Annotated in this window: 21 protein-coding genes and 2 tRNA genes; 13 read left to right on the top strand and 10 right to left on the bottom strand. The window is 40.0% G+C overall.

All coding sequences use genetic code 11. The features are described from left to right. Positions 1-39 precede the first annotated feature (39 nt). The 4 genes from ACZ5WS_RS10060 to ACZ5WS_RS10075 all read left to right on the top strand — a co-directional run bounded on the left by ACZ5WS_RS10060 (position 40) and on the right by ACZ5WS_RS10075 (position 5,850). On the top strand, positions 40-1,080 hold the full coding sequence (locus tag ACZ5WS_RS10060; RefSeq protein ID WP_464708293.1) for an isoaspartyl peptidase/L-asparaginase family protein: 1,041 nt from the start codon (positions 40-42) through the stop codon (positions 1,078-1,080). A gap of 128 nt (positions 1,081-1,208) precedes the next feature. After that, positions 1,209-5,096 (top strand): ATP-dependent RNA helicase HrpA, encoded by a 3,888-nt coding sequence (gene hrpA / locus ACZ5WS_RS10065; RefSeq protein ID WP_464708296.1) that lies wholly within the window; start codon positions 1,209-1,211, stop codon positions 5,094-5,096. A 68-nt stretch (positions 5,097-5,164) separates the two neighbouring features. Continuing rightward, entirely contained in the window at positions 5,165-5,545 is a 381-nt protein-coding gene (locus tag ACZ5WS_RS10070) for a response regulator (protein WP_335674634.1), read from the top strand. 8 nt (positions 5,546-5,553) lie between these two features. After that, a complete protein-coding gene (locus ACZ5WS_RS10075) occupies positions 5,554-5,850 on the top strand; it encodes a PilZ domain-containing protein (protein ID WP_010388503.1) in 297 nt (98 codons plus the stop codon). 15 nt (positions 5,851-5,865) lie between these two features. Here ACZ5WS_RS10075 and ACZ5WS_RS10080 read toward each other — a convergent pair whose 3' ends face one another. Beyond that, entirely contained in the window at positions 5,866-7,056 is a 1,191-nt protein-coding gene (locus tag ACZ5WS_RS10080) for a class I SAM-dependent methyltransferase (protein ID WP_024601131.1), read from the bottom strand. 139 nt (positions 7,057-7,195) lie between these two features. On the opposite strand from ACZ5WS_RS10080, the gene ACZ5WS_RS10085 reads away from it, so the two are divergent. From ACZ5WS_RS10085 to ACZ5WS_RS10095, 3 genes are all read left to right on the top strand, one after another. Further along, positions 7,196-7,867, top strand: coding sequence for an HD domain-containing protein (locus tag ACZ5WS_RS10085; protein ID WP_464708303.1), 672 nt, complete (start codon positions 7,196-7,198; stop codon positions 7,865-7,867). Further along, positions 7,857-8,252 carry a VOC family protein gene (locus ACZ5WS_RS10090; protein ID WP_464708307.1) on the top strand — a complete coding sequence of 132 codons (396 nt, stop codon included), beginning with the start codon at positions 7,857-7,859 and terminating at the stop codon, positions 8,250-8,252. The genes ACZ5WS_RS10085 and ACZ5WS_RS10090 overlap by 11 nt, the downstream gene beginning before the upstream one ends. Before the next feature lie 185 nt (positions 8,253-8,437). Continuing rightward, positions 8,438-9,133, top strand: a complete 696-nt coding sequence (locus ACZ5WS_RS10095; protein WP_464708310.1) for a M48 family metallopeptidase — start codon at positions 8,438-8,440, stop codon at positions 9,131-9,133. A gap of 31 nt (positions 9,134-9,164) precedes the next feature. Here the strand turns inward: ACZ5WS_RS10095 and ACZ5WS_RS10100 are convergent. Continuing rightward, positions 9,165-9,249 (bottom strand) — tRNA-Tyr (locus ACZ5WS_RS10100). A gap of 49 nt (positions 9,250-9,298) precedes the next feature. Beyond that, a tRNA-Tyr gene (locus ACZ5WS_RS10105) sits at positions 9,299-9,383 on the bottom strand. A 112-nt stretch (positions 9,384-9,495) separates the two neighbouring features. Between ACZ5WS_RS10105 and ACZ5WS_RS10110 the strand changes: the two genes are divergently transcribed. Beyond that, positions 9,496-10,023 carry a VC2046/SO_2500 family protein gene (locus ACZ5WS_RS10110; RefSeq protein WP_109874478.1) on the top strand — a complete coding sequence of 176 codons (528 nt, stop codon included), beginning with the start codon at positions 9,496-9,498 and terminating at the stop codon, positions 10,021-10,023. Positions 10,024-10,224: 201 nt separating this feature from the next. Continuing rightward, positions 10,225-10,527, top strand: a complete 303-nt coding sequence (locus ACZ5WS_RS10115; protein ID WP_054201143.1) for a DUF6172 family protein — start codon at positions 10,225-10,227, stop codon at positions 10,525-10,527. A 67-nt stretch (positions 10,528-10,594) separates the two neighbouring features. Here ACZ5WS_RS10115 and ACZ5WS_RS10120 read toward each other — a convergent pair whose 3' ends face one another. The 3 genes from ACZ5WS_RS10120 to ACZ5WS_RS10130 form a co-directional block, all read right to left on the bottom strand. Continuing rightward, complete coding sequence (locus ACZ5WS_RS10120) at positions 10,595-11,071, bottom strand: YchJ family protein (RefSeq protein ID WP_464708316.1); 477 nt, start codon at positions 11,069-11,071, stop codon at positions 10,595-10,597. A 39-nt stretch (positions 11,072-11,110) separates the two neighbouring features. Continuing rightward, the gene (locus ACZ5WS_RS10125) at positions 11,111-11,545 is read right to left on the bottom strand and encodes a SulA-like leucine-rich domain-containing protein (protein ID WP_010388516.1); all 435 of its coding nucleotides are present in this window, start codon (positions 11,543-11,545) and stop codon (positions 11,111-11,113) included. A gap of 324 nt (positions 11,546-11,869) precedes the next feature. After that, positions 11,870-12,331, bottom strand: a complete 462-nt coding sequence (locus ACZ5WS_RS10130; RefSeq protein ID WP_138609444.1) for a tetratricopeptide repeat protein — start codon at positions 12,329-12,331, stop codon at positions 11,870-11,872. 118 nt (positions 12,332-12,449) lie between these two features. Here ACZ5WS_RS10130 and ACZ5WS_RS10135 point away from each other — a divergent pair, with 118 nt between their 5' ends. Continuing rightward, positions 12,450-13,742 carry an NCS2 family permease gene (locus tag ACZ5WS_RS10135; protein ID WP_464708320.1) on the top strand — a complete coding sequence of 431 codons (1,293 nt, stop codon included), beginning with the start codon at positions 12,450-12,452 and terminating at the stop codon, positions 13,740-13,742. Positions 13,743-13,853: 111 nt separating this feature from the next. Here ACZ5WS_RS10135 and ACZ5WS_RS10140 read toward each other — a convergent pair whose 3' ends face one another. Next, positions 13,854-14,609 carry a hypothetical protein gene (locus ACZ5WS_RS10140; RefSeq protein ID WP_138609442.1) on the bottom strand — a complete coding sequence of 252 codons (756 nt, stop codon included), beginning with the start codon at positions 14,607-14,609 and terminating at the stop codon, positions 13,854-13,856. A 297-nt stretch (positions 14,610-14,906) separates the two neighbouring features. Between ACZ5WS_RS10140 and cysB the strand changes: the two genes are divergently transcribed. After that, positions 14,907-15,884 (top strand): HTH-type transcriptional regulator CysB, encoded by a 978-nt coding sequence (cysB, locus tag ACZ5WS_RS10145; RefSeq protein ID WP_464708324.1) that lies wholly within the window; start codon positions 14,907-14,909, stop codon positions 15,882-15,884. 68 nt (positions 15,885-15,952) lie between these two features. On the opposite strand, the gene ACZ5WS_RS10150 is transcribed toward cysB, so the two are convergent. The 3 genes from ACZ5WS_RS10150 to pabB form a co-directional block, all read right to left on the bottom strand. Continuing rightward, entirely contained in the window at positions 15,953-17,329 is a 1,377-nt protein-coding gene (locus tag ACZ5WS_RS10150) for an L-serine ammonia-lyase (protein ID WP_054201138.1), read from the bottom strand. Positions 17,330-17,430: 101 nt separating this feature from the next. Continuing rightward, positions 17,431-18,006, bottom strand: coding sequence for an NUDIX hydrolase (locus ACZ5WS_RS10155; RefSeq protein ID WP_464708327.1), 576 nt, complete (start codon positions 18,004-18,006; stop codon positions 17,431-17,433). After that, entirely contained in the window at positions 17,999-19,357 is a 1,359-nt protein-coding gene (gene pabB, locus ACZ5WS_RS10160) for an aminodeoxychorismate synthase component I (RefSeq protein ID WP_464708329.1), read from the bottom strand. The genes ACZ5WS_RS10155 and pabB overlap by 8 nt, the downstream gene beginning before the upstream one ends. Before the next feature lie 166 nt (positions 19,358-19,523). On the opposite strand from pabB, the gene ACZ5WS_RS10165 reads away from it, so the two are divergent. Further along, positions 19,524-21,050 carry a fumarate hydratase gene (locus tag ACZ5WS_RS10165; protein WP_464708332.1) on the top strand — a complete coding sequence of 509 codons (1,527 nt, stop codon included), beginning with the start codon at positions 19,524-19,526 and terminating at the stop codon, positions 21,048-21,050. Positions 21,051-21,481: 431 nt separating this feature from the next. Continuing rightward, entirely contained in the window at positions 21,482-22,522 is a 1,041-nt protein-coding gene (locus ACZ5WS_RS10170) for a Leu/Phe/Val dehydrogenase (RefSeq protein WP_010388535.1), read from the top strand. The last annotated feature ends 102 nt before the right edge of the window (positions 22,523-22,624 follow it).

Below are 22,624 nucleotides of genomic sequence, written 5' to 3' on the forward strand. Positions count from 1 at the left end.
CACATTGGTTTTAATCCTGTATTTATAAAAGAACACACAATGAAAAAATCACTATTATTAGGGCTCATTGCAACAAGTTTAATGGGGTTGAGCACGCAGGCATTGAGTGAAAACACAAATACGCCGTTTGCCATTGCGATTCATGGCGGTGCAGGCACGATTGAAAAAAGTAAATTTACGGCAGATCAAGAGCAAGCTTATCGCAATAAATTAGCAGAAGCTGTTGAGGCCGGATATAAGGTACTTGAACAAGGCGGAGAAAGCCTTGATGCAGTGACTACTGCCATTGAAGTACTTGAACAATCGCCTTATTTTAATGCTGGGCGTGGTGCGGTATATACCTATGATGGTAGTCACGAATTAGATGCCTCTATAATGGATGGTCGCAATCGTCAAGCAGGCGCTGTGTCAGGTATTAAACATATCGAAAGTCCAATTAAACTTGCCCGGTTAGTAATGGAAAAATCAGTGCATGTGATGTTAAGTGGTCAAGGTGCAGAAGAGTTTGCCAAAGAGCAAGGCATTAGCCTAGTAGAGAACAATATATTTGATACTGAGCATCGTTATGAGGCTTTATTAAAAGCCAAAAAGAAACTCGAGGCGAGCAAAAATACCAGTAAAGATTATCAGGCAGCGCATAAAGCGTTACCAGTAAATTATAAAGTGGGCACGGTCGGAGCGGTGGCACTGGATAAACAAGGGAATTTAGCAGCGGGCACGTCAACTGGCGGAATGACCGCAAAACGTTTTGGTCGTATTGGCGATGCACCGGTTATTGGCGCAGGTACTTTTGCTGAAAATGCCTCATGTGCGGTTTCGGCAACTGGGCACGGCGAATATTTTATTCGTTATAATGTGGCAAGTGATATTTGTGCGCGAGTAAAGTACCAAGGTAAAACCATAGACCAAGCAGGTAATGAAGTAATAAACGAGGTGCTTAAACCGATAGGGGGCACCGGCGGTGTTATTATTATTGATACAAAAGGCAATATTAGTCTGCCGTTTAATACTTCAGGCATGTATCGTGCGAGTAAATCGAATACCCAAGCAACCTACGTAGGTATTTTTAGTGACGAATAAACACTATTAGTCACTGGCTGGTGGTTTATATAATAATCCCCTGATTGTTATATTCTTTACAGGATTAACCCCAGCCATTTAATTTGCTACAATCGGGGCTCTTTGACTAATTTTTATAAGGTATGCAGGTGGTAAACCTAGGTCAGTTATTTGGCGAGCTAAAAACGTGCTTAAAAAAAGATCAATTCAGTTTTAAAAAACGTCTTCACGGCGTTAAAAAAATCACCGACGAGGCAAAACTTACCAGTGCGCTTGAAAAAATTGCGGCTGATATTAGTCGTAGTCAAACGCTTCGAGAGCAGCGCTTAGCTGGGCTACCTAAAGTTACTTATCCTGAGCAATTACCGGTTAGTCAAAAAAAAGACACCATTAAAGAGGCCATTGCTAATAATCAAGTGGTGATCATTGCTGGTGAAACTGGCTCAGGCAAAACCACACAAATACCTAAAATGTGTTTAGAGCTAGGCCGAGGCGTTGAGGGCTATATTGGTCATACCCAACCAAGGCGTTTAGCAGCACGCAGCGTTGCCAACCGTATTGCAGAAGAAATGCAATGTGAGCTTGGTCAGCAAGTCGGTTTTAAAATTCGTTTTAGCGACCAGGTATCTAATAACAGTTACATTAAGCTGATGACAGACGGTATTTTATTAGCTGAAATACAACAAGACCGATTTTTAAATCAATACGACACCATTATTATTGATGAAGCGCATGAACGTAGCTTAAACATTGACTTTATTTTAGGTTATCTTAAAAATTTACTCCCAAAACGCCCCGATTTAAAAGTTATTATCACCTCAGCAACTATCGACCCTGAGCGCTTTTCTAAGCATTTTGATGATGCACCTATTATTGAAGTATCAGGAAGAACGTTTCCAGTTGATGTACGCTATAACCCAATTAGTGATATTCAAAAAGAAGATATGGAAGCCGAAGGCGACCAACTTCAGGGGATTTTTGATGCGGTAGATGAACTTTGCGCCGAAGGTCCTGGCGATATACTGATCTTTTTAAATGGTGAGCGAGAAATACGCGATACCGCCGATGCACTAAGCAAGCGTAATTTAAAACACACAGATGTATTACCTTTGTATTCAAGGCTATCGAACGCTGAGCAAAACCGTATTTTTGCGCCGCATTCGCGCCGCCATATTATACTCTCTACCAACGTCGCTGAAACATCGCTAACAGTACCTGGTATTCGTTATGTTATTGACCCGGGTACAGCGCGAATTAGTCGTTATAGTTATCGCACAAAAGTGCAACGTTTACCTATAGAGCCTATTTCGCAAGCCAGTGCTAATCAGCGAATGGGGCGCTGTGGACGTGTTGAAGCGGGTATTTGTATTCGTTTATATTCAGAAGATGACTTTTTATCGCGTCCTGAATTTACTGACCCTGAAATATTACGTACTAATTTAGCATCAGTTATTTTGCAAATGTTAGCCCTTGGGCTGGGTGATATGGCGCAATTTCCTTTTGTGCAAGCTCCAGATAGCCGAAATATTAATGATGGTTTAACATTGCTTGAAGAGCTACAAGCAGTAAAAGCGGCTAAGCGTCATCAAAAAACCAGCCTAACACAATCTGGGCGGGAGCTAAGTCGTTTGCCGGTTGACCCGCGTTTAGCGAAAATGGTGTTAACTGCGCATAAACTGGGTGCATTGCGTGAGGTGATAGTTATTGTTGCCGCGCTCTCAATTCAAGATCCCCGCGAGCGACCACAAGAAAAACGCCAAGCCGCAAATGAAAAACATGGTCGCTTTGACGATCCTGATTCTGACTTTATCGCCTTTTTAAACCTGTGGAATTATTTAGAAGAGCAGCAAAGTGAGCTGACTAACAGCCAGTTTAGAAAGTTATGTCAAAAAGACTTTTTAGCCTATATGCGTATTCGTGAATGGCAAGATATCGTTTATCAAATCAGCACTGTGTGCAATGAAATGAAAATGAAAGCCACCACTAATGTTGCAGACAGCGAGCTTATTCACAAAGCACTTTTAAGTGGCATGCTCAGTCACATCGGTTTTAAAGACGAAAAGCAGCTATATAAAGGTGCGCGTAATAGCCAATTTCATATTTTCCCAGGCTCAGGATTATTTAAAAAGAGTCCAAAATGGATGATGTCGGCTGAGTTGGTGGAAACCAGTAAACTCTATGCTCGTATTAATGCCAAAATTGATGTGAACTGGGTAGAACCATTCGCTCAGCATTTAGTAAAACGCAGCTACACAGAGCCTCATTGGGAGAAAAAGCCCGGTGCGGTGATTGCCTTTGAGCAACAAACTTTGTATGGCTTATTAATTGTTAATAAGCGCCGCTGTGTTTACAGCAATATTGACCCAAAAGTAAGCCGTGAGTTATTTATTCGCACAGCGCTGGTTGAACAAGAGCTGGGGCTCAATGAAGGATTTTTACAATATAACCGCGAATTAATTGAAGATATTCAAGTGCTCGAGAACAAATCTCGTAGGCGCGATATTTTAGTTGATGAACAAACCTTATTTGAGTTTTACGAGAAAAAAATACCGAACGATATTAATAATCGTGCTGCGTTTATTAAGTGGTATAAAACACAAAAACAGCAAGACAAACACTACCTGCACATGACGCGAGAAGAGCTCATGCAGCATGGTGCAAGTAGCATTACTGAATTTGATTATCCAGATACATGGCAACAAGATAACTTAATGCTGCCGCTTACTTATCATTTTGATCCAGGCCAAGCAGTTGATGGTGTTGCTGTACAAATACCGGTTGCGCTATTAAACCAAGTTCAAGAAAGTGGTTTTGATTGGCATATACCGGCATTTCGTCATGAGCTAATTTGTGGGTTAATCAAGTCATTGCCAAAGTCACTTCGCCGTAACTTTGTCCCTGCGCCTAATTATGCCGACGCGGTTTTAGCGGCCATAGAGCCTCTACAAGGCTCGTTAATCGACTCACTAAGTAATCGGTTATTGCGCATGACTGGCGTGCGAGTCGACCCTGAGGCGTGGGATTTAACAGCCCTTGCTCCTCATTTAAGATTGCAGTTTGAAGTACGTGATGAAAACGACCAACTTCTTGCCCGTGGGCTCGATTTAGCTAAGCTTAAAGCGCAGCTTCAAGGCAAAGTGACAGACACCTTATCTAAAGTGGCCGACAAAGGCATAGAAAAAACCGATTTAATCCAGTGGGATTTTGGTGAGTTACCAACATCGTATGTGAAAAAGCAAGGTCAATACGAAATTAAAGCCTACCCAGCACTAGTGGATAAAAAATCAACGGCCGCAGTAGAGCTATTCGATAACGAAATAAAAGCGCAATTAGCGCACCAGCAAGGTTTACGTCGTTTAGTACTTTTAAACGTGCCATCACCAATTAAATACCTGCAGCAAAACCTACCAAACAAAGCTAAATTAGGATTGTACTTTAATCCTTTTGGTAAAATTGCCGATTTAATTGATGACTGCATTGCATCAGGCGTTGACAGCCTATTAGTTAAATATGGTGACATTCGTACAAGTGAGGCATTTGAAACGGTTAAAGAGCATATTCGCGGCGAGTTAGGCGATACCGTTGTGGCCATTGCTACACAGGTTGAGCAAGTGCTGAGTATTGCGCATGCACTGCATAAAAAAATGAAAGGGCGTGTAGATTTAACCATGATCACCGCTCATGGGGATATTAAGTCTCAGCTAGAATCACTTATTTTTAAAGGCTTTGTCAGTCAACATGGGGCAGACAAACTCGGCGATTTAATTCGTTATTTAAAAGCGATTCAAAAACGCCTAGAAAAACTACCTGTTGACCCAAATCGTGATAGATTATGTGTGTTAGAGCTTGAAAAAGTAGCGCAAGAATATAAAAAACTAACGAATAAAACACCTAAAGGAATGCCATTGCCTACTGATGTTGAGGCTATTTTTTGGATGCAGCAAGAATTACGCGTATCCTTATTCGCACAAACCTTAGGTACGCCTTATCCAATTTCAGCAAAACGTGTGTTAAATGCGATAAAAGAAATTGAATAATCTCTTTATTCTCTATTAAGCTAAGTAAGTTAACAGAGGGACTAACTTGAGAAGGAAATGACATACCTATGTCCTCATTAATAAAACACAAAGCGCGACAGTTGTTAGTGGTTGATGATGAGTATTTCAATTTTGAAATACTCAAAGCAGGGTTAGCATCAACATTTGATTTGAGCTATGCTGATTCTGGTAAAAGTTGTTTAGCATCTGCGATTGCAAATCCGCCCGATATTATTTTGCTTGATGTGTGTATGCCAGGACTCGATGGTTATGATACGTGTCGCATACTTAAACACACGCCAGAGACAAAAAACATTCCGGTGGTTATGATATCTGGACTTGAGTCGGAGCTTGAGCAACAAGCAGGCTTTGACGCAGGGTGCGATGCTTACGTTGTAAAACCTTTTTCTATCGCTGTACTACGAGAAAAAATTAATAATATTGTGTAGAGGGAATTATGTTTACTGAAGATAAGCGAAACTATAGACGTATGCAGGTTAACACGCCAGCGAAGTTAACCTCAATAGAGCCTGTTGCTGGGCTCAGTTACACTGGCACATGCCTTGATTTAAGTGCAACGGGTCTTTCATTACAACTCGATGATTTGTTAGAGCTTAACTCAATTTTATCGGTTGATATTGCATCAACACATCCGAGCATTGCACCGTTAAAAGCCACCGTTAAGGTAATACGTGCCAGCACAGAAGAGGATGGCACGATAACCGCAGGGCTTGAAATTGTAGAGTTTAACTAACTACTTAATTAGTTTTTAGTAAACCTTACAAATAAGCCCTTTAAGGTAAAAACCTTCAGGATAGCTGCCTGCAATAGGGTGGTCAGCTGCTTGATTTAAGCGCTCCATGATCAGTAAATCCTTACCTGCATCAAGGGCTGCATCTGCGACTACTTTTTGAAACAAGTTTTGTTCCATTAAACCAGAGCATGAGAATGTTAGCAAAGTGCCGCCGGGCTTTAATATTTGCATCGCAATCATATTGATGTCCTTGTAACCGCGACACGCCCCAGTTAACTGCGCCTTGTTATCGGCAAATTTAGGCGGGTCCATAACGATCGTATCAAACATCACCCCGTCTTCACGGTATTGGCGTAATAATTTAAAGACATCTTGTTTTACAAAGTCGACTTTATTTAAATCAAGGTTGTTATGCTCAACATTGCGCTTTGCTGTATCAAGCGCTGGTTGTGAAACATCAACATTGGTTACATGTTTACAGCCACCGCGCAGGGCATAAAGAGAAAACGTTCCCGTATAACTAAAGCAATTTAATACGGTTTTGTCTTTTGAAAAACGCTCCAGTGCAGCACGGCTATCTCGTTGATCTAAATAAAAACCAGTTTTATGGCCTTCTAGAATATCAACTTCAATTTTTAAACCATTTTCTTCAATTATGACAGGTGCAGTGGGTTCACTCCCCCAAAGTACGCCCTTAATAGGCTCTAGCCCTTCTTTGGTTCGAACATCTACATCTGAGCGCTCATAAATAGTAGAGCCTGGGAAAATAGCCATTAAAGCACCAACAATCTCACCTTTATGACGTTCTGCGCCTGCGCTTAGTAATTGACACACAATTACATTATCAAACTTATCTATGGTAATACCGGGTAAGTAGTCTGATTCTGCTGCACATAACCTAAAGCCGGTAAGTCCACCTTCTTCAATTGCATGGCTGCGAGCTTCTAAAGCACGGCGAAGACGACGCTCAAAGAAATGTTGATCAATCACTTCTTTTTCGTCAAAGCTCCAAACACGAGCACGTATTTGTGAATGAGGACTGTAAGCTGCGGTGGCTAAAAATTTACCCTCACTGTCGTGTATGGTTACCGTGTCACCTAATCCAGGTTTACCTTTAATTTTTTTGATGGCTTTAGAAAATAACCAAGGGTGTTTTCTTTTTAATGATTTATCGCGACCAGCTTGCAGGTAAACGGCAGATGACATAAGGCTTCTCTGTAGTAATAAATAAGCGCTGTATTTTAGTCAAGGCTCGCGCAACATACAATGAATGTTTTGCAAGGGGCTTATAAATCGCGGTAAAGTAGCCATTATTAACTCGTTTAAATAGATTTTTGGAAATTCGGTGGACAATTCAGCTCTTAGCCCCTCATTACAGCAACTTAATCAGCAATGCAGAGACTTTATTACATCCTTAGTACATGCGGATGTTGCCCATGATATTACCCATATTGAACGGGTAGTGCTTGTTGCTGTGCAGCTATGTATAGCAGAGCAGGCTGATATGGCGATTGTATTGCCTGCAGCTTGGTTGCATGATTGTGTCGCGGTGGCTAAAAATCATCCAGATAGAGCAAGGGCATCAACAATGGCCGCGGATAAAGCGATTAACTTTTTAGCGTCTATTGGCTATGATGACGCGCTATTTGATGATATTCACCATGCCATTGCCGCACATAGTTTTAGCGCCAATATTGCTATTAAAACGGTTGAAGCACAGATTGTACAAGATGCTGACAGAATGGATGCCTTGGGTGCTATTGGCGTAAGCCGTTGTATGAAAGTAGGCGGCTCTATTAGTCGATTATTATACAACCCCGATGATCCATTTTGTTTAAACCGAGAAGCAGACGATAAAAAGTACACCCTAGATCATTTTTTTATTAAATTACTGCATATTGCCCAGAGTATGAATACTCCTTCTGCAAAAGCCGAAGCACAAAGACGCACTGCATATATGCACGACTTTTTAGCTCAGCTTAAATCTGAAATTGGTGAACAACGCGATGACACCTAAACTTTCGGGAATTGATCATTGTCATTTAAATGTTCAAAGCCTCAACCAAGCTATTGAGTGGTATGAAAAGGTGCTTGGTTTTACCGTAGTAGAGGAGTTAGCCTTTTGGAATGAAGAGGGAAAAGGTCCTTTAACACTCGAAGATGAAAACGCCACTACACGATTGGCTTTATTTGAAGGCGATGGGCGTAGTAAAGGAATCGCTTTTGCTGCAACTGGGGAGCAATTTGTTATTTGGCTTAAGCATCTTAAGCAGAATCAAGTGAAAACCATATTGGCTGATCATGGCGTGACATTTTCAATGTATTTTAAAGACAATAGTGGTAATAGCCATGAAATCACTTCTCATGATTACAATGTCATAAAAGTGCAACTCGAGAGCTAGCGGCTTTGTTTAGTAAAACTTCAACAGTTAAAATAGCCAAGGGTAGATTTATGATCCATCGTTTAGCCTATTCAGTATCGAGCAATATTAAAACGATACCTACTAACTGGTTTTTTCTCCTACGAATTAACTTATTAAGCTAATAGAGAAAGTTTTATTTTATAATAACTTATAGGCACTTTAGATTGTTAGATTATACGTTAAGAAGAAGCCGTCGGCGTAAAACAGTAGCGATTAAAGTCGCACAACGAGAACTTACGGTGTATGCGCCCCATTTTGTAACGAAAGCACAAATTAATGAATGGCTGTTGAGTAAACAGGGCTGGATTGATGCTCAGTTACATAAGCAACAAATTCAAGCCGATACACGACAGTTTCCACTCAAAACCCATAGCATTAAACTATTTAATGAAGCTGTAAATGTGCAATTTGAAAATGCAGCACGCACTCAATGGCAGCAGCACAATGAAAGCCAAACGCTGTTACTGAGTATTTCTTCACGTGTGAAGCATCGAACGCAAATGTATCAAGGTTTGCTAGAGCAATTTTTGCATGAGAAGTTAGAAAGTTATATTGAAATGCGAGTTAACTACTATTGTCAGCTGATGGGTGAAAAGCTACCGAGCAATATTCGTATTCAATTGTATAAGCGTCGCTGGGGCAGTTGTAACCGCAGGCGTGAACTGACCTTCAACTTGCACTTGGCAAGCGCACCTACATGGATAATTGACTACGTGATTGTGCATGAGTTAGCGCATTTAAAGTATTTAAATCACAGTGCACAATTTTGGCATCGTGTAGGATTATTTTATTCAGAACACAAAAAAGCAAGCGCTTGGTTAAATAAGCATGGCATGAGTTTACAATGGGTTTTTGAATAACTAGAACATAAAATGAGGTAGTAAAGAGAAGTGGTGGAGGGAGCTGGATTCGAACCAGCGAAGGCTGAGCCGTCAGATTTACAGTCTGATCCCTTTGGCCGCTCGGGAACCCCTCCACACTAATTTTTATTGCATTTGGCCCCACTTAACTTAGCCTAAGAAAAGTGGTGGAGGGAGCTGGATTCGAACCAGCGAAGGCTGAGCCGTCAGATTTACAGTCTGATCCCTTTGGCCGCTCGGGAACCCCTCCAATGCAACGCGGCAGATAATAGCAAACTTCTTATTTAAGTAAAGAAAAAAGCTAAAGAAAATTCAAATTTAGCCGATAAATACTTATTAATTAGTTAAATAGGCTAAAGTCTATGCATATTGGTGATTTGTTAATCACGGAGAGCCAGTTAAAAACGAGGCTTAATGAAAGTGTGCACGATAACCGCCGAGGCGAGTTTGCACTTTTATTAGCAATGCTCTCTCATGATGCGCTTGATTTTAGTGAGTTTCACTTACCTAAAAGTGATGCAAGTGGTTATCAAGCCGATGAAGAGACCTTGAGAAAGCAATTTGGTGCGGGCCCAAAGCAGCCATTAGCGCCAGATACCTTTAATATGTTAATTGGCAAAAATAACACGGAACTTTTAGCAAAAATGGGAAGCGCTATAGGGATGAGTGATATTAAGTTAACTCAGTGCTTAAAGCCTGAACCGTTAAATATTCGAGATGATAAAAATCATATTCCGCTTAACGTGATTGATAATTGTGAACTGGCGGTTCGTCGGCGAATTAAAAACAGTGATATGCCGCTCTCAAATATGCAAATGGATGCCGCAGCATTTTATGATGATTTACAAAATGAAGCCCTCCACCAGCCATTACATTTGTTTAGTGCCTAATTAAATTACATTAAATGCAGTTTTTTAAACGCCATTAGATTGTAATAAATAGTGTTTATATTAGTGGTTTTGTAGGTGCTTTATTTTAATAACCGATTTAATATAAAAAAAGCATCCAAAATTTAAATGCAATTGCTATAATGGCGCAAATGGTATGACATTAAATGCCATTATCATTAAACCAAGGTAATTAGGAACGTAATGAAGAAAACATTCACGCTGAATCATGAGAAAATCAAATACCCTCGTATGGTTGATGCTGCAAAGCATGAAGTGAAAAAATATTTGAAAAGAGAACGTAATAAAACTTTACCTGTTGATGCCGACTACTGGGCATTTGATTGTAAGTTTGGTAACACGGCTGAAGAGGCCCAAGTGGTTCACGTTGCTGAAATTAACAATCACATCAGTGAAATTGAAAAGCAAGGTTTAACCTCTTTCTACTTAGAGATTTTAGCAAGACCTGCACAGCGTCAAGACTTCGATGAAGGTGATGACGAATAAAGCGCTAAGTTGCGTTTAGTGTAGTTTTTGAAAATGGGCCAAGTGGCCCATTTTTTGTGGTTGTTACTTATACACTATGACACTTTTTATACTTTTTATTACTGCCGCAAGGACAAGTATCATTGCGTTTCACTTTAATATCAGCAACCGGTGTGATCTCACCATCAAGGTATCGCCACTGTTCATCTTCTTTAATAAATCTTGAATGCTCAGCCAGCTCGCAATACAAGTCTTGATAAAAGTAATAGGCTTTAAACTTTACAAACCCTGTTTCATCATTATAACCAGAATCTAATACGGTTAAGTTTATAAAGCGGCAACTAGTTGCAAAGTCCTTAATTTCTGATAGTGAGTTTTCAGCTTGCTTTTCTTTTGCGTAACTTTCACGAACAAAAGCCGCGTTTTTAACCGCATATGCACTGTAGCGAGCACGCATAAGTTGCTCAGGTGTTTGTGGCTGTTTGGTTTTTAAATGAAAAGGTTCACAGCAATCAGCATAAAGTTGCTGACTGCCACAAAAACATAGTAGGGCGTTAGAGGTCATAATAAATGTACTGTGTATTAAAACGCTAGTTTACCAAGCTTATTGCGTTAGTGAAATCTCAGCTTGAGCGCTTTTTTTGCTAAAGCAATACAGCTTAGTGCGTGTATGGCTCAGGTTTAATGATAACTGTGATAGTTGCTGATTATTTATTATGTCGGTCCAGGTGATCACCGCTGCAAAATTTCCATTGTGAAGTGCAGAACTTAAAACATACTCTATATTAACTAAATGTTTTTGGCGTATAACTAACAATTTACTGGTATCAATTGAACATGAATCAAGTAACGCTTTACTAGGTACATGGTCTGGCGCAATTAAAAGTGTCCATGCATTTAAGCTATTGTATTGGTGTAATACTTTTAATAATTCAAACGTCGCTGAAATCTCATCTTCAATTTGTACAACGTTAACACAATCAGATTGGTCATCTTGTTGGTAGCTCTTAACTGTTCTTACGGTAATAGGCTGTAACATAATCGTCTCACTCACTGGGTTTTTATACAGTACATGCATACAGTAGTTTATACAGTTGTTTGGTGCAAGTGTTTTTTGCTATTTTTTTGTACAGTTATTCAGCTGAGCACGATAATGAAACTATTTAAAAATAAATAGTTCATATATAACAATAGATTATAATTTTTGGGGATGAATACTTTTGACGGTAGCTTTTTAATCTATAACTAAATAAATCTTGAAATGCATGAGGTATACAGTAGTTTAAAAAATTAAGCGTTGTTGCATTTAACTTATAAAACGCTTAATCAATTTACAGATAGAATGAGTTACTAGGTAGTAAAACTATTTTTCGTGACTTATAGGGATCAAATGTGAAAATTGTAACTGATGAATTTGTTCATATAAGCTGGCGGCATAACACTGGGCGTCTTTAAGTCGTTTGGTACTAATGTGTTTGCGTATATCGCTCATTGCTTCTACTGCTGGATCATACCCTTGGCTACTAGCTAAGCTGAGCCACGCAGCCCCATGAAATACACTTTGTGGCACACCTTGGCCTTTAATAAAAAATAGTCCTAAGTAAAACTGTGCACGATAGTTTCCTGCCATTGCTGCTAAACGCATCCATTTTGCGGCTAAGGCGCCTTGTTCATTTTTAAGGTAATAAAGAGCTTTATTTAATGTGTCTTGATCGGTGTTTTTAGAGCTCGCAGGGGGATTTGCATCGCTTGGTTGCGTTACAAAAGAAAGAATGTTGTCTAATTGTTGCTCTAAGTCTTGGCCACTTGGTGTCGTTTTGATCATGCTACTTCGTTTGTTATTTTAATCACTTAGCTAGTTTAGTATATAGCAAGGTAAAATGTCCTGTAAAAAGTTATTTTTATGCTAAAATCTCGCCACTTTTTACAACCACAAGTTTATTATGCTCGAAGCCTTATTCAAAATCCGTGCAAATGATTCTTCGGTTCGCCGTGAATGTATTGCCGGTATGACTACATTTATTACGATGGTTTATATCGTATTCGTTAACCCAGCTATGCTTGCAGAAGCAGGCATGGACCAAGGTGCTGCCTTTGTTGCAACCTGTATTGCCGCTGCAATAGGGTGTTTTATTATGGGGTTGTGGGCCAATTATCCATTGGCATTGGCACCGGGTATGGGATTAAATGCATTTTTTACCTATGGCGTGGTGTTAGGTATGGGCTATAGCTGGCAAGCAGCGCTGGGCGCGGTGTTTATGTCAGGGTGTATATTTTTAATATTAAGCTTATTTAAGGTGCGAGAGTGGATTATTAATGCAATCCCCCTGGTGCTCAAACAAGCAATAGCAACCGGTATTGGTGCATTTTTAGCGCTTATTGCACTAAAAAGTGCTGGTATTATTGTATCAAGCCCAGCAACACTTGTGCAGCTAGGCGATATAACGTCACCGGGTCCGCTATTAGCTATTTTTAGTTTTTTTATTATTGCGGCATTACTTTATCGCGATTTTAAAAGCGGTGTATTAATTAGTATTTTACTCGTTACCGCGATAGCAGTGTCGATGGGGTTAGTTGAATATCATGGTGTTGTTGCAATGCCACCTTCAATAATGCCAACTTTTATGCAACTTGATTTTAGTGCAGCTTTTGAACTGTCTATGTTGAGTGTTATTTTTGCGTTTCTATTTGTTGATTTATTTGATACCTCAGGTACGTTGGTAGCGGTTACTCAAAAAGCGGGTCTAACAGATAAAAACGGCAATATGCCGCGCTTAGGTCGCGCATTAAGCGCTGATAGCACTGCAACCATTGCCGGTGCAATGCTGGGAACTTCAACAACAACTTCTTACATAGAGTCTGTAGCGGGAGTATCAGTGGGGGGCCGAACGGGCTTAACGGCTGTGGTTGTAGGTTGCTGTTTTTTATTGATGATGTTTTTTGCACCTTTGGCACAAATGGTACCCGCATACGCAACAGCAGGGGCAATCTTATATGTATCTGTTCTAATGCTCCAAAACTTAAAGTTCGTAAACTGGGATGATATGACCGACGCAATTCCAGTGAGTGTTGTATTGTTAATGACTCCATTGACCTTTTCAATTGCACACGGTATTGCACTGGGTTTTATTTCTTATACAGCGGTTAAAGTACTGTGTGGTAAAAAAGATCAGGTAAGTATTAGTGTTTGGATTTTAACTGCACTGTTTATTATTAAGTTTGCATTTTTATCTTAATGCTGTTGTTAAATAGCTAGATTTAGTTTGGGTATGTAAATTTATATAGTGACTAAATTTCAGTTATAAAAAAGCCCATACAGTTGTATGGGCTTTTTATTAGGTAATGAATTACCATTTCTTTTTCGGTGCAAACAGTACGTCTAAATCATCTTGCTCTTGTTCGTTCTTTTTCTTCAATGATGTAGCGTTTGATGCCTTTAATTCAGTGCTTATTGTTTCTAGATAGCCTTCAACTTCAACTCGTTTTGCAGTAATGTAATCATCATTAAATGACACACTGTTAAGTGTGGCAGATGCTTTTTCAAAGTACTGCCTAGCAGAGCCTACCATACCGGCTGTTTGAGCTGCTAGACCACGTTTTATCTGGCTTTCAATGTTGATTCTTAGTTGTAGCTTCTCAAGGCGTTTGTCTTCTGCGATAAACGCTTGGCTGTCAACTTTCCCCTTGTTGTGCTCAGAACGGATAATAGTACGGAGCTTTTTTATACCCTGTATTAGTGATATCAGTTGCTTGTCATTACCTGGCAAAACAAAACCATCCGAGCCGTCTTGAATCGGATTTTGTAGTCGCTCTTTTGCTTCTTTTAAGCGGTTTTTTAGTCCGCTACCACCGCTTGAAATAGACACCATATTACTTAGCGCATCATGAATACGACGTTGTAATATTCGCTGAGTTGCTTCTGAAAGAGGGATATTAGCGCTATTCATTAACGCCTCTTCAGTTTCTTCAATGATAGCTTTTTGTTTTGTTAGCTCTTTACGTCGTTCAGCTTCTTGTTTTTCTTTGTGTTGTTGAACAGCACTAACCCACAGTGCAATGACGATAAGCGCAACAATTAATACAATTATAATGGAAACGATCATGTTATAATTCTCAAATTCTTAACCTTATTATCTAATCTTACATTAAATATATAAAAGGTGGGAAACTTTGCGCCGATTAACTAAAAAAAACACCATGCATAAAGCGTTTAAATCTTAATGTGTTATGTTTTTTTTGCTGATAATCATTGCTATCTCAACTTTATTTATTGTGTTAACCTGAAATTTCAATAAATTAATTGTTACATTGTGTAACCTTAATCAGCCTTTTATATAGTTACCTATTAATTAGGGTGCGCTTTTATCTGTCAATGTGAATTATAACGAAACTACATAGCCATGAAATTACAACAACTTAGATATATCGTAGAAGTTCAAAATCATAAATTAAATGTTTCAGCTACCGCTGAGAGTTTATTTACCTCCCAGCCTGGTATTTCTAAGCAAGTACGTATGTTAGAAGATGAACTAGGTGTACAAATTTTTGGCCGTAGTGGTAAACATTTAACTCACGTTACAGGTGCTGGCGAAGAAATCATTAACATATCGCGAGAAATACTCTCAAAAGTTGAGGGCATTAAAGCGGTTGCTAATGAACATACGCTGCCCGATCAAGGTAAACTTAATATTGCGACTACGCACACCCAAGCACGTTATGCGTTACCAAGCGTAATTCAAGGCTTTACTCAAAAATACCCAGCAGTGTCACTGCATATGCACCAAGGTACGCCGCAGCAAATATCGGATGCAGCTGCGCGCGGCGATGCAGATTTTGCAATTGCTACTGAAGCACTGCACTTATATTCAGATTTAGTTATGTTGCCTTGTTATCACTGGAATCGCAGTATTGTGGTTGCTAAAGATCATCCCCTTGCGAAAAAAGTCGATAATTTAACGGTGGCAGATATAGCGCAGTATCCTTTGATCACTTATGTATTTGGTTTTACTGGTCGTTCTGAGCTTGATAAAGCATTTAACGCCTATGGGCTCGAGCCACATATTGTATTTACCGCCACCGATGCCGATGTTATTAAAACGTATGTGCGCTTGGGATTAGGTGTCGGTGTGGTTGCATCTATGGCAATTGATCAGGTAAACGACGGCGACTTAGTGTGCATTGATGCTAGCCATTTATTTGAAGCCAGCACCACTAAGATTGGTTTTAGAAAAGGTAGCTTTTTACGTACTTACATGTATGACTTTATCGAACGTTTTGCACCGCATTTAACTAAAGAGCGAGTAGAGCGAGCAAGTTTGCTGCGTAATCAAGACGATGTTGATAAATTATTTGCTGATATCGAATTGCCAGTTAAATAACCGCCATAAACAGTAATGAAAAAGCCGCTTAGTTTTGCAACTAAGCGGCTTTTTTTTATGCTACCTAATTAGCACTCGATAATGTTAACAGCTAATCCACCGCGAGCGGTTTCTTTGTATTTTGTTTTCATATCGTTACCGGTATCGAGCATGGTTTTAATTACTTTATCAAGCGATACTTTTTGTTCTCCACTACCGCGAATAGCAAGACGAGAAGCATTAATTGCTTTAATAGCGCCCATTGCATTACGCTCAATACAAGGTACCTGGACTAAGCCGCCCACGGGGTCGCAGGTCAATCCTAAGTTATGTTCCATGCCAATTTCAGCGGCATTTTCTACGTGTACCACGTTACCACCAACAATTTCAGTCAGCGCACCAGCAGCCATTGAACAGGCAACACCAACTTCACCTTGGCAACCCACTTCAGCACCTGAGATTGAGGCATTTTTTTTGTATAAAATACCAATAGCGGCCGCGGTTAATAAATACCGAGTAGCAATGTCGCGGTCAACTTCTTTGATAAAAGTATGATAGTACATTAATACGGCTGGTAGGATACCAGCTGCACCATTTGTTGGTGCAGTAACCACACGACCGCCTGCTGCATTTTCTTCATTCACTGCTAATGCGAATAAATCAACCCAATCCATAGCACGAAGTGGATCGTTACTCACTTCTACATTGAGCTTTAAATATAAGCTTGGTGCACGGCGTTTTACTTTCAAACCACCAGGTAAAATACCTTCGGTACGCATACCACGTTCAATACAGGCTTTCATTACTTGCCAAATATTAAATAATTCATCTTTTATGGCTTCTTCACTGCGTAAGGTTTTTTCGTTTTTCATCATTAACGTTGATACGCTGTAACCCGACTCTTTACACATTTCGAGTAATTCTTTAGCCGTTCCAAACGGGAACGGGGCAGGGTTTTCTTCGCGAATATCTAAGGCCGCTTGTTTTTCTTTTTCAAACTCTTCATCTGTAACAATAAACCCGCCACCAATAGAGTAGTAAACTTTGCTATATACTTTTTCGCCATTGTTATAGGCAATAATTTCCATTGCGTTGGAATGTTTAGGGAGTGTTTTTCTACGATGAAAAACAATAGCGCCTTGTTTAGGGAATTTAGCTTTATGAGTTTGGTTTAGATAAATAACCTGCTCATTTTCTATTTTTGCTAAAATATCGTCCACTAAATCGGCATCAATGGTTTCAGGGTCATAACCGGCTAGGCCAAGGATCACTGCTTTTCCCGAACCATGACCAACACCTGTTTGCCCCAGTGAGCCGTAAAGCTCTACTTTTACATCGGTTACATTTGCTAATAGTTGTTGCTCATCTAGGTCATTAACAAATAAGCGTGATGCACGCATTGGGCCGACGGTATGTGACGATGAGGGGCCAATACCAATGCTAAACATGTCAAATGCACTGATCATAATGTGTGTCTCTACTTAGTTTTCTCAGCATTAAGCTGTTCTTTGAACGGTCGACTATAATAACGTGGAAATGCAGGTGTGTAACCCTTATTAGCAAAGATTTAAACTGGTATGGCGAGTTGTTTTGTAAAGTTTTTAATAATGCTGGCTGTGGCACCCCACAAAAGCCCGTGAGGAGTGATAAAGCCATTTAAACTTAGGGCTCTTCCATAACGTTCAAAGGGGATTGGTTGCCAATTAGCTTCGTTGTTCAGCGCTTTTATAGAGAGTAAAAAGCTGGCTTGTACTTCGTTATGATCGTTCTCCCATACCGTTTCTTTTTTAATTAAGCCCACAAAAGGACGTATAGTAAATCCAGTAAGGGTAGAGTATTCCGGCAGCTGGCCTAAAACTTGAACATTATGCGGGGCAATGTTTAGCTCCTCGTGTAATTCACGCAGTGCCGTGGTGCGCAGGTTAACATCATTAATTTCAAATTTACCACCCGGTAAACAAATCTCCCCAGGGTGATGATGTAAATAGGTTGGCCGCTTACACAATAAAACATGTGCTTCGTTATCTATATCAATTAAAGGTAGCATCACTGCACTGGCGCGCTTTTTTTTATTATCTTTGAGCTGATCTACGGCTAAACTGCGGTTTAATTGAAAACGAGCCGAAATGGTTTCACTATTCAAAGCGACCTTCATTTAATATAGGGAGTATTTTATTTACTTTATCGTATGTTTCTTGATATTCCAATTCGACTTTTGAATCAGCAACAATGCCACCGCCAGCCCAACAATGTATTTGCTGATGATGAGTAACTAAAGTTCGAATGGTAATACTGGTATCCATATTACCGCAGGCGCTAATATAGCCAATAGAGCCACAATAAATGCTGCGTCTGTGCGGCTCAAGCTCTTCTATTATTTCCATTGCGCGCACTTTTGGTGCCCCGGTAATAGACCCTCCAGGGAATGCAGCTTCAAGTTGATCGACTGCTGTTTTTCCTTCATCAAGGATGGATGTAACTGTACTTACCAAATGGTGTACTGCCGGAAAGCTTTCAATAGCAAATAAAGAAGGCACAACAACAGAGCCCGGTTTTGCGACTTTACCTAAATCATTTCGTAGCAGGTCTACTATCATGACATTTTCAGCGCGGTCTTTACTGGAATTTTCCAGAAGTGTGGCTTGTTTGGCATCTTCTAAAGCATCGGCTTTACGTGGTAACGTGCCTTTAATAGGTTTTGTTTCTACCTTGTTGTCGTGCACTGCAATAAAACGCTCGGGTGATATTGATAAAATAGCGCCTTGCGGATGATTTATAAAACTAGAAAAAGGCGCTTTATTGGCCTGCGTTAATTTAACATAGGCCGCCCAAGGAGACCCTTGGTAATGTGCGCTAAAACGCTGCGCTAAGTTAATTTGATAACAATCTCCACTTTTTAAGTATTCTTCAATCGCGGCAAACTTTTCGCTATAACTCCTCTGACTCATATTTGACTGCCACTGTGATGTAAGCGAAAAGCTTTCATGTTTAGGTGGTTGCGCTAAATATTGCTGATACTGCGAGAGACGATTTACATTGGGTTGCGAAATATAAAACCACGTGCGCAGTTGTTTATCGTAAATCAGTGCATCTAGGTAAAGTCCAACGGCCATTTGCGGTAAATCAATGTCGTTAAGAGCATTGCTTGGTAGTTGCTCTATAGTACGCCCTAAGTCATAACCAAAATAACCAAGCCAGCCACCGTTAAAGGGTAAATTGTGGGCGGCTTTTGTTGTATCGAGCTTAGCTAATTCAACGTTCATTATTTCAAAGCAGCTTTTAGCACTCACTTGGTTATTAAAAACGGTTTGATTATTTTTAACTTCCAGAGTGCTTTGAGGCTCAATAGCAATTATGTCAAAACGACTGTTAATGTGATCGCTATCACCTGAATCTAGCAAAATGGCGTAGGGCAAATGAGCAAAATGCGAAAATACCTCTATACAATTTTGTGATATGGCTAATTCAACACAATTTTTTTTATTGTTTAGCATTTACTATCCCTTTAAGAACTGGCTCGAAACGGGCTGGGAGGGTATCATAAGTCAAATTTATTTGGCAGCGTTTAGTGAGCGCTGTGGTTGAAAACAGTTCGAACCACCGTCACGGGTTTGATATCGCTTACGTGCAGCGTGCGTAACAACAACTTAAGGAACCACTATGAGTACAATTCGTCAGCAAGACTTTATTGATAGCATTGAAGATGCTTTGCAATATATCTCGTTTTACCACCCTCTTGATTTTGTTCAAGCGCTAGAAAAAGCGTATAACAAAGAGCAAAGCAAAGCCGCTAAAGATGCGATTGCACAAATCTTAATTAACTCGCGTATGTCGGCAGAAGGTAAGCGTCCGCTGTGCCAGGATACTGGGATCATCACCTGTTTCGTAAAAGTAGGTATGGATGTTAATTGGGATACAACCGACTTAACAGTACAACAAATGGTTGATGAGGGGACGCGTCGTGCGTACTTAAATCCAGATAACCCATTGCGTGCATCGATTGTTGCCGACCCTGCGGGAACACGTAAAAATACTAAAGATAATACGCCATCAGTGGTACACATTGACTTAGTTGCAGGCGATAAAGTTGAAGTGATGGTGGCTGCTAAGGGTGGTGGCTCAGAGAACAAAAGTAAAATGGTGATGTTAAACCCATCTGACGATGTGGCCGAGTGGGTAGAAAAAACGTTACCAACAATGGGGGCGGGTTGGTGTCCACCAGGTATGCTAGGCATAGGTATTGGTGGCACGGCAGAAAAAGCAGCGGTAATGGCGAAAGAATCATTAATGGATCCGGTTGATATTCATGAACTCATTGAGCGCGGCGCAGAAACAACAGAAGAAAAGCTGCGTTTAGAAATTTTTGAACGTGCGAATAAATTAGGTATTGGTGCGCAAGGTCTTGGCGGTTTAACCACGGTTGTTGATATTAAAATTAAAACGGCGCCAACTCACGCGGCTTCAAAGCCAGTGGTTATGATCCCAAATTGTGCTGCTACGCGCCACGTTCACTTTACGCTTGATGGTTCAGGCCCTGCGAATTTAAAAGCACCTAAATTAGAAGACTGGCCAGAAGTGACTTTCGAAGTCGGTGAGGGCACACGCCGTGTTAATTTAGATACCCTGACTAAAGAAGACACTAAAGAATGGAAAATGGGTGAAACCGTTTTACTCTCAGGTACTATTTTAACGGGTCGAGATGCTGCTCATAAGCGTCTGCAAGATATGATCAACTCAGGGGAAGGTTTACCTGAAGGTGTTGATTTTGATAACAAGTTTATTTACTACGTTGGTCCTGTGGATGCAGTAGGCGATGAAGCAGTAGGTCCTGCAGGCCCGACAACGGCTACTCGTATGGACAAATTTACTGACATGATGTTAGAAAAAACAGGCATCGTGGGAATGATTGGTAAAGCTGAACGTGGCCCTGCAACGGTTGAGTCTATTAAAAAGCATCAGTCAGTGTATTTAATGGCTGTAGGCGGTGCGGCTTATCTAGTATCTAAAGCAATTAAAAAAGCACGTGTTGTTGCCTTTGAAGATTTAGGTATGGAAGCTATCTACGAATTTGAAGTAGAAGATATGCCAGTAACGGTAGCCGTTGACAGCGAAGGTGAAAATGCTCACACCCAAGGCCCTGCAATTTGGAAAGCAAAAATTGAAGAACTAGACAGTAAAATGAAGTAAGTTTTCTGTATAAACAGCAATCATAAAAGCGAGCACCCCGTGCTCGTTTTTTTATTTTTAAAATTTGCAGATACTTAAACACCTCAGACCAGTTTATACTGCGCAGACAGATATTATATAACCCATTGTATTTTATGATGTAGTGTTCTTTTTCAAGATGTACTATTAAGTTTACATATAAATTCAAAGTGACGTTCACGTAAGCGTAAACTTTAATCGCGATGACGTTTTTAGCTTTTATACTTAATAATATAATTATTATTAAATTTTTTATGCTTATTTATCGCGATAAACCGTTTTATTTTTCTATTGAGTGCGGTTTATTTGGTTTATCTACTCATAGTGTGGCGAACCATCAACTGAAGTGATAAAGTCTCGTCAATTTGTAGCGTGCTTGCCCAAAAGGGCCCATTATTTTCGGAGTATTTAAAGTGGTTGTATTTAATCAAGTTGAATTTGATAACCATGAACAAGTGGTTTTTTGTTCAGACAAAGCGTCTGGTTTAAAGGCTATTATTGCGGTACATAACACAAATTTAGGCCCAGCTGTAGGTGGTTGTAGAATGTGGGATTATGCCAACGATGAGGATGCAGTTTACGACGTATTGCGCTTATCAAAAGGGATGACCTATAAAAATGCTGTGGCACGCTTGCCATTTGGTGGTGGTAAGTCAGTTATTATTGGCAATGCAAAAGAGATCAAGTCTGAACAGTTGTTTCGTGCATTTGGTCGTCAATTAGAGCGTTTAAATGGCAGTTACTACTCAGCAGAAGACGTAAATATCACGTGTGATGATGTGGCGTTAATGAACAAAGAAACAAATTACGTGCTAGGCCTTGAAGGCAAAAGTGGTAACCCATCGCCATTTACAGCTTACGGCACGTTTTTAGGTATGAAAGCAGCGCTTCATCATCAGCGCGGCATTCAAGATTTTTCAGGCATTAAAGTAGCTGTGCAAGGTTTAGGTGCAGTAGCTTATGGATTATGTAAGCACTTGGCTGAAGCTGGTGCAGAATTATTTGTTACTGATATTAACCAAGCCGCAGTTGAGCGTGTAGTCAACGATTTTGGTGCAACAGCGGTTGGTATTGATGAAATATACGACTTAGATGTTGATGTGTATGCGCCTTGTGCGTTAGGTGCCACTATTAATGACACAACGATCCCTCGTTTAAAAGCAACTATAATAGCAGGATGTGCAAATAATCAGCTTGCAGAATCACGCCATGGTGAAATTATACGTGAAAAAGGTATTTTATACGCACCAGATTATGTAATAAATGCAGGCGGTATTATTAACGTGTATTACGAAACAGCGCCTGAAGGTTACAGTAAAGAGGCGTCTAATAAACACGTAGAGAAAATTTTCGATACATTAAGCGAAATCTTTACCCGTAGTGAAAAAGAACAAAAATCAACGCATTTAATTGCTGATGAGCTTGCTCAAGAAATTATTGAAAACGGACTTTAAGTTTTTATTTAGTTCAACTAAGGAGCGAATATCGCTCCTTTTTTTATGCCTATATAAGACTTTGGTATAACTACACCCAAAGCATCATTTTAGTTAATGCGA

It is taken from the genome of Pseudoalteromonas sp. 11L1, assembly GCF_055397545.1.

Coding starts and splice junctions, on each gene's coding strand:
- ACZ5WS_RS10060 (WP_464708293.1), top strand. CDS start 40: ATGAAAAAATCACTATTATTAGGGCTCATTGCAACAAGTTTAATGGGG.
- ACZ5WS_RS10070 (WP_335674634.1), top strand. CDS start 5,165: ATGTCCTCATTAATAAAACACAAAGCGCGACAGTTGTTAGTGGTTGAT.
- ACZ5WS_RS10075 (WP_010388503.1), top strand. CDS start 5,554: ATGTTTACTGAAGATAAGCGAAACTATAGACGTATGCAGGTTAACACG.
- ACZ5WS_RS10080 (WP_024601131.1), bottom strand. CDS start 7,056: ATGTCATCTGCCGTTTACCTGCAAGCTGGTCGCGATAAATCATTAAAA.
- ACZ5WS_RS10090 (WP_464708307.1), top strand. CDS start 7,857: ATGACACCTAAACTTTCGGGAATTGATCATTGTCATTTAAATGTTCAA.
- ACZ5WS_RS10110 (WP_109874478.1), top strand. CDS start 9,496: ATGCATATTGGTGATTTGTTAATCACGGAGAGCCAGTTAAAAACGAGG.
- ACZ5WS_RS10115 (WP_054201143.1), top strand. CDS start 10,225: ATGAAGAAAACATTCACGCTGAATCATGAGAAAATCAAATACCCTCGT.
- ACZ5WS_RS10120 (WP_464708316.1), bottom strand. CDS start 11,071: ATGACCTCTAACGCCCTACTATGTTTTTGTGGCAGTCAGCAACTTTAT.
- ACZ5WS_RS10125 (WP_010388516.1), bottom strand. CDS start 11,545: ATGTTACAGCCTATTACCGTAAGAACAGTTAAGAGCTACCAACAAGAT.
- ACZ5WS_RS10130 (WP_138609444.1), bottom strand. CDS start 12,331: ATGATCAAAACGACACCAAGTGGCCAAGACTTAGAGCAACAATTAGAC.
- ACZ5WS_RS10135 (WP_464708320.1), top strand. CDS start 12,450: ATGCTCGAAGCCTTATTCAAAATCCGTGCAAATGATTCTTCGGTTCGC.
- ACZ5WS_RS10140 (WP_138609442.1), bottom strand. CDS start 14,609: ATGATCGTTTCCATTATAATTGTATTAATTGTTGCGCTTATCGTCATT.
- cysB (WP_464708324.1), top strand. CDS start 14,907: ATGAAATTACAACAACTTAGATATATCGTAGAAGTTCAAAATCATAAA.
- ACZ5WS_RS10150 (WP_054201138.1), bottom strand. CDS start 17,329: ATGATCAGTGCATTTGACATGTTTAGCATTGGTATTGGCCCCTCATCG.
- pabB (WP_464708329.1), bottom strand. CDS start 19,357: ATGCTAAACAATAAAAAAAATTGTGTTGAATTAGCCATATCACAAAAT.
- ACZ5WS_RS10165 (WP_464708332.1), top strand. CDS start 19,524: ATGAGTACAATTCGTCAGCAAGACTTTATTGATAGCATTGAAGATGCT.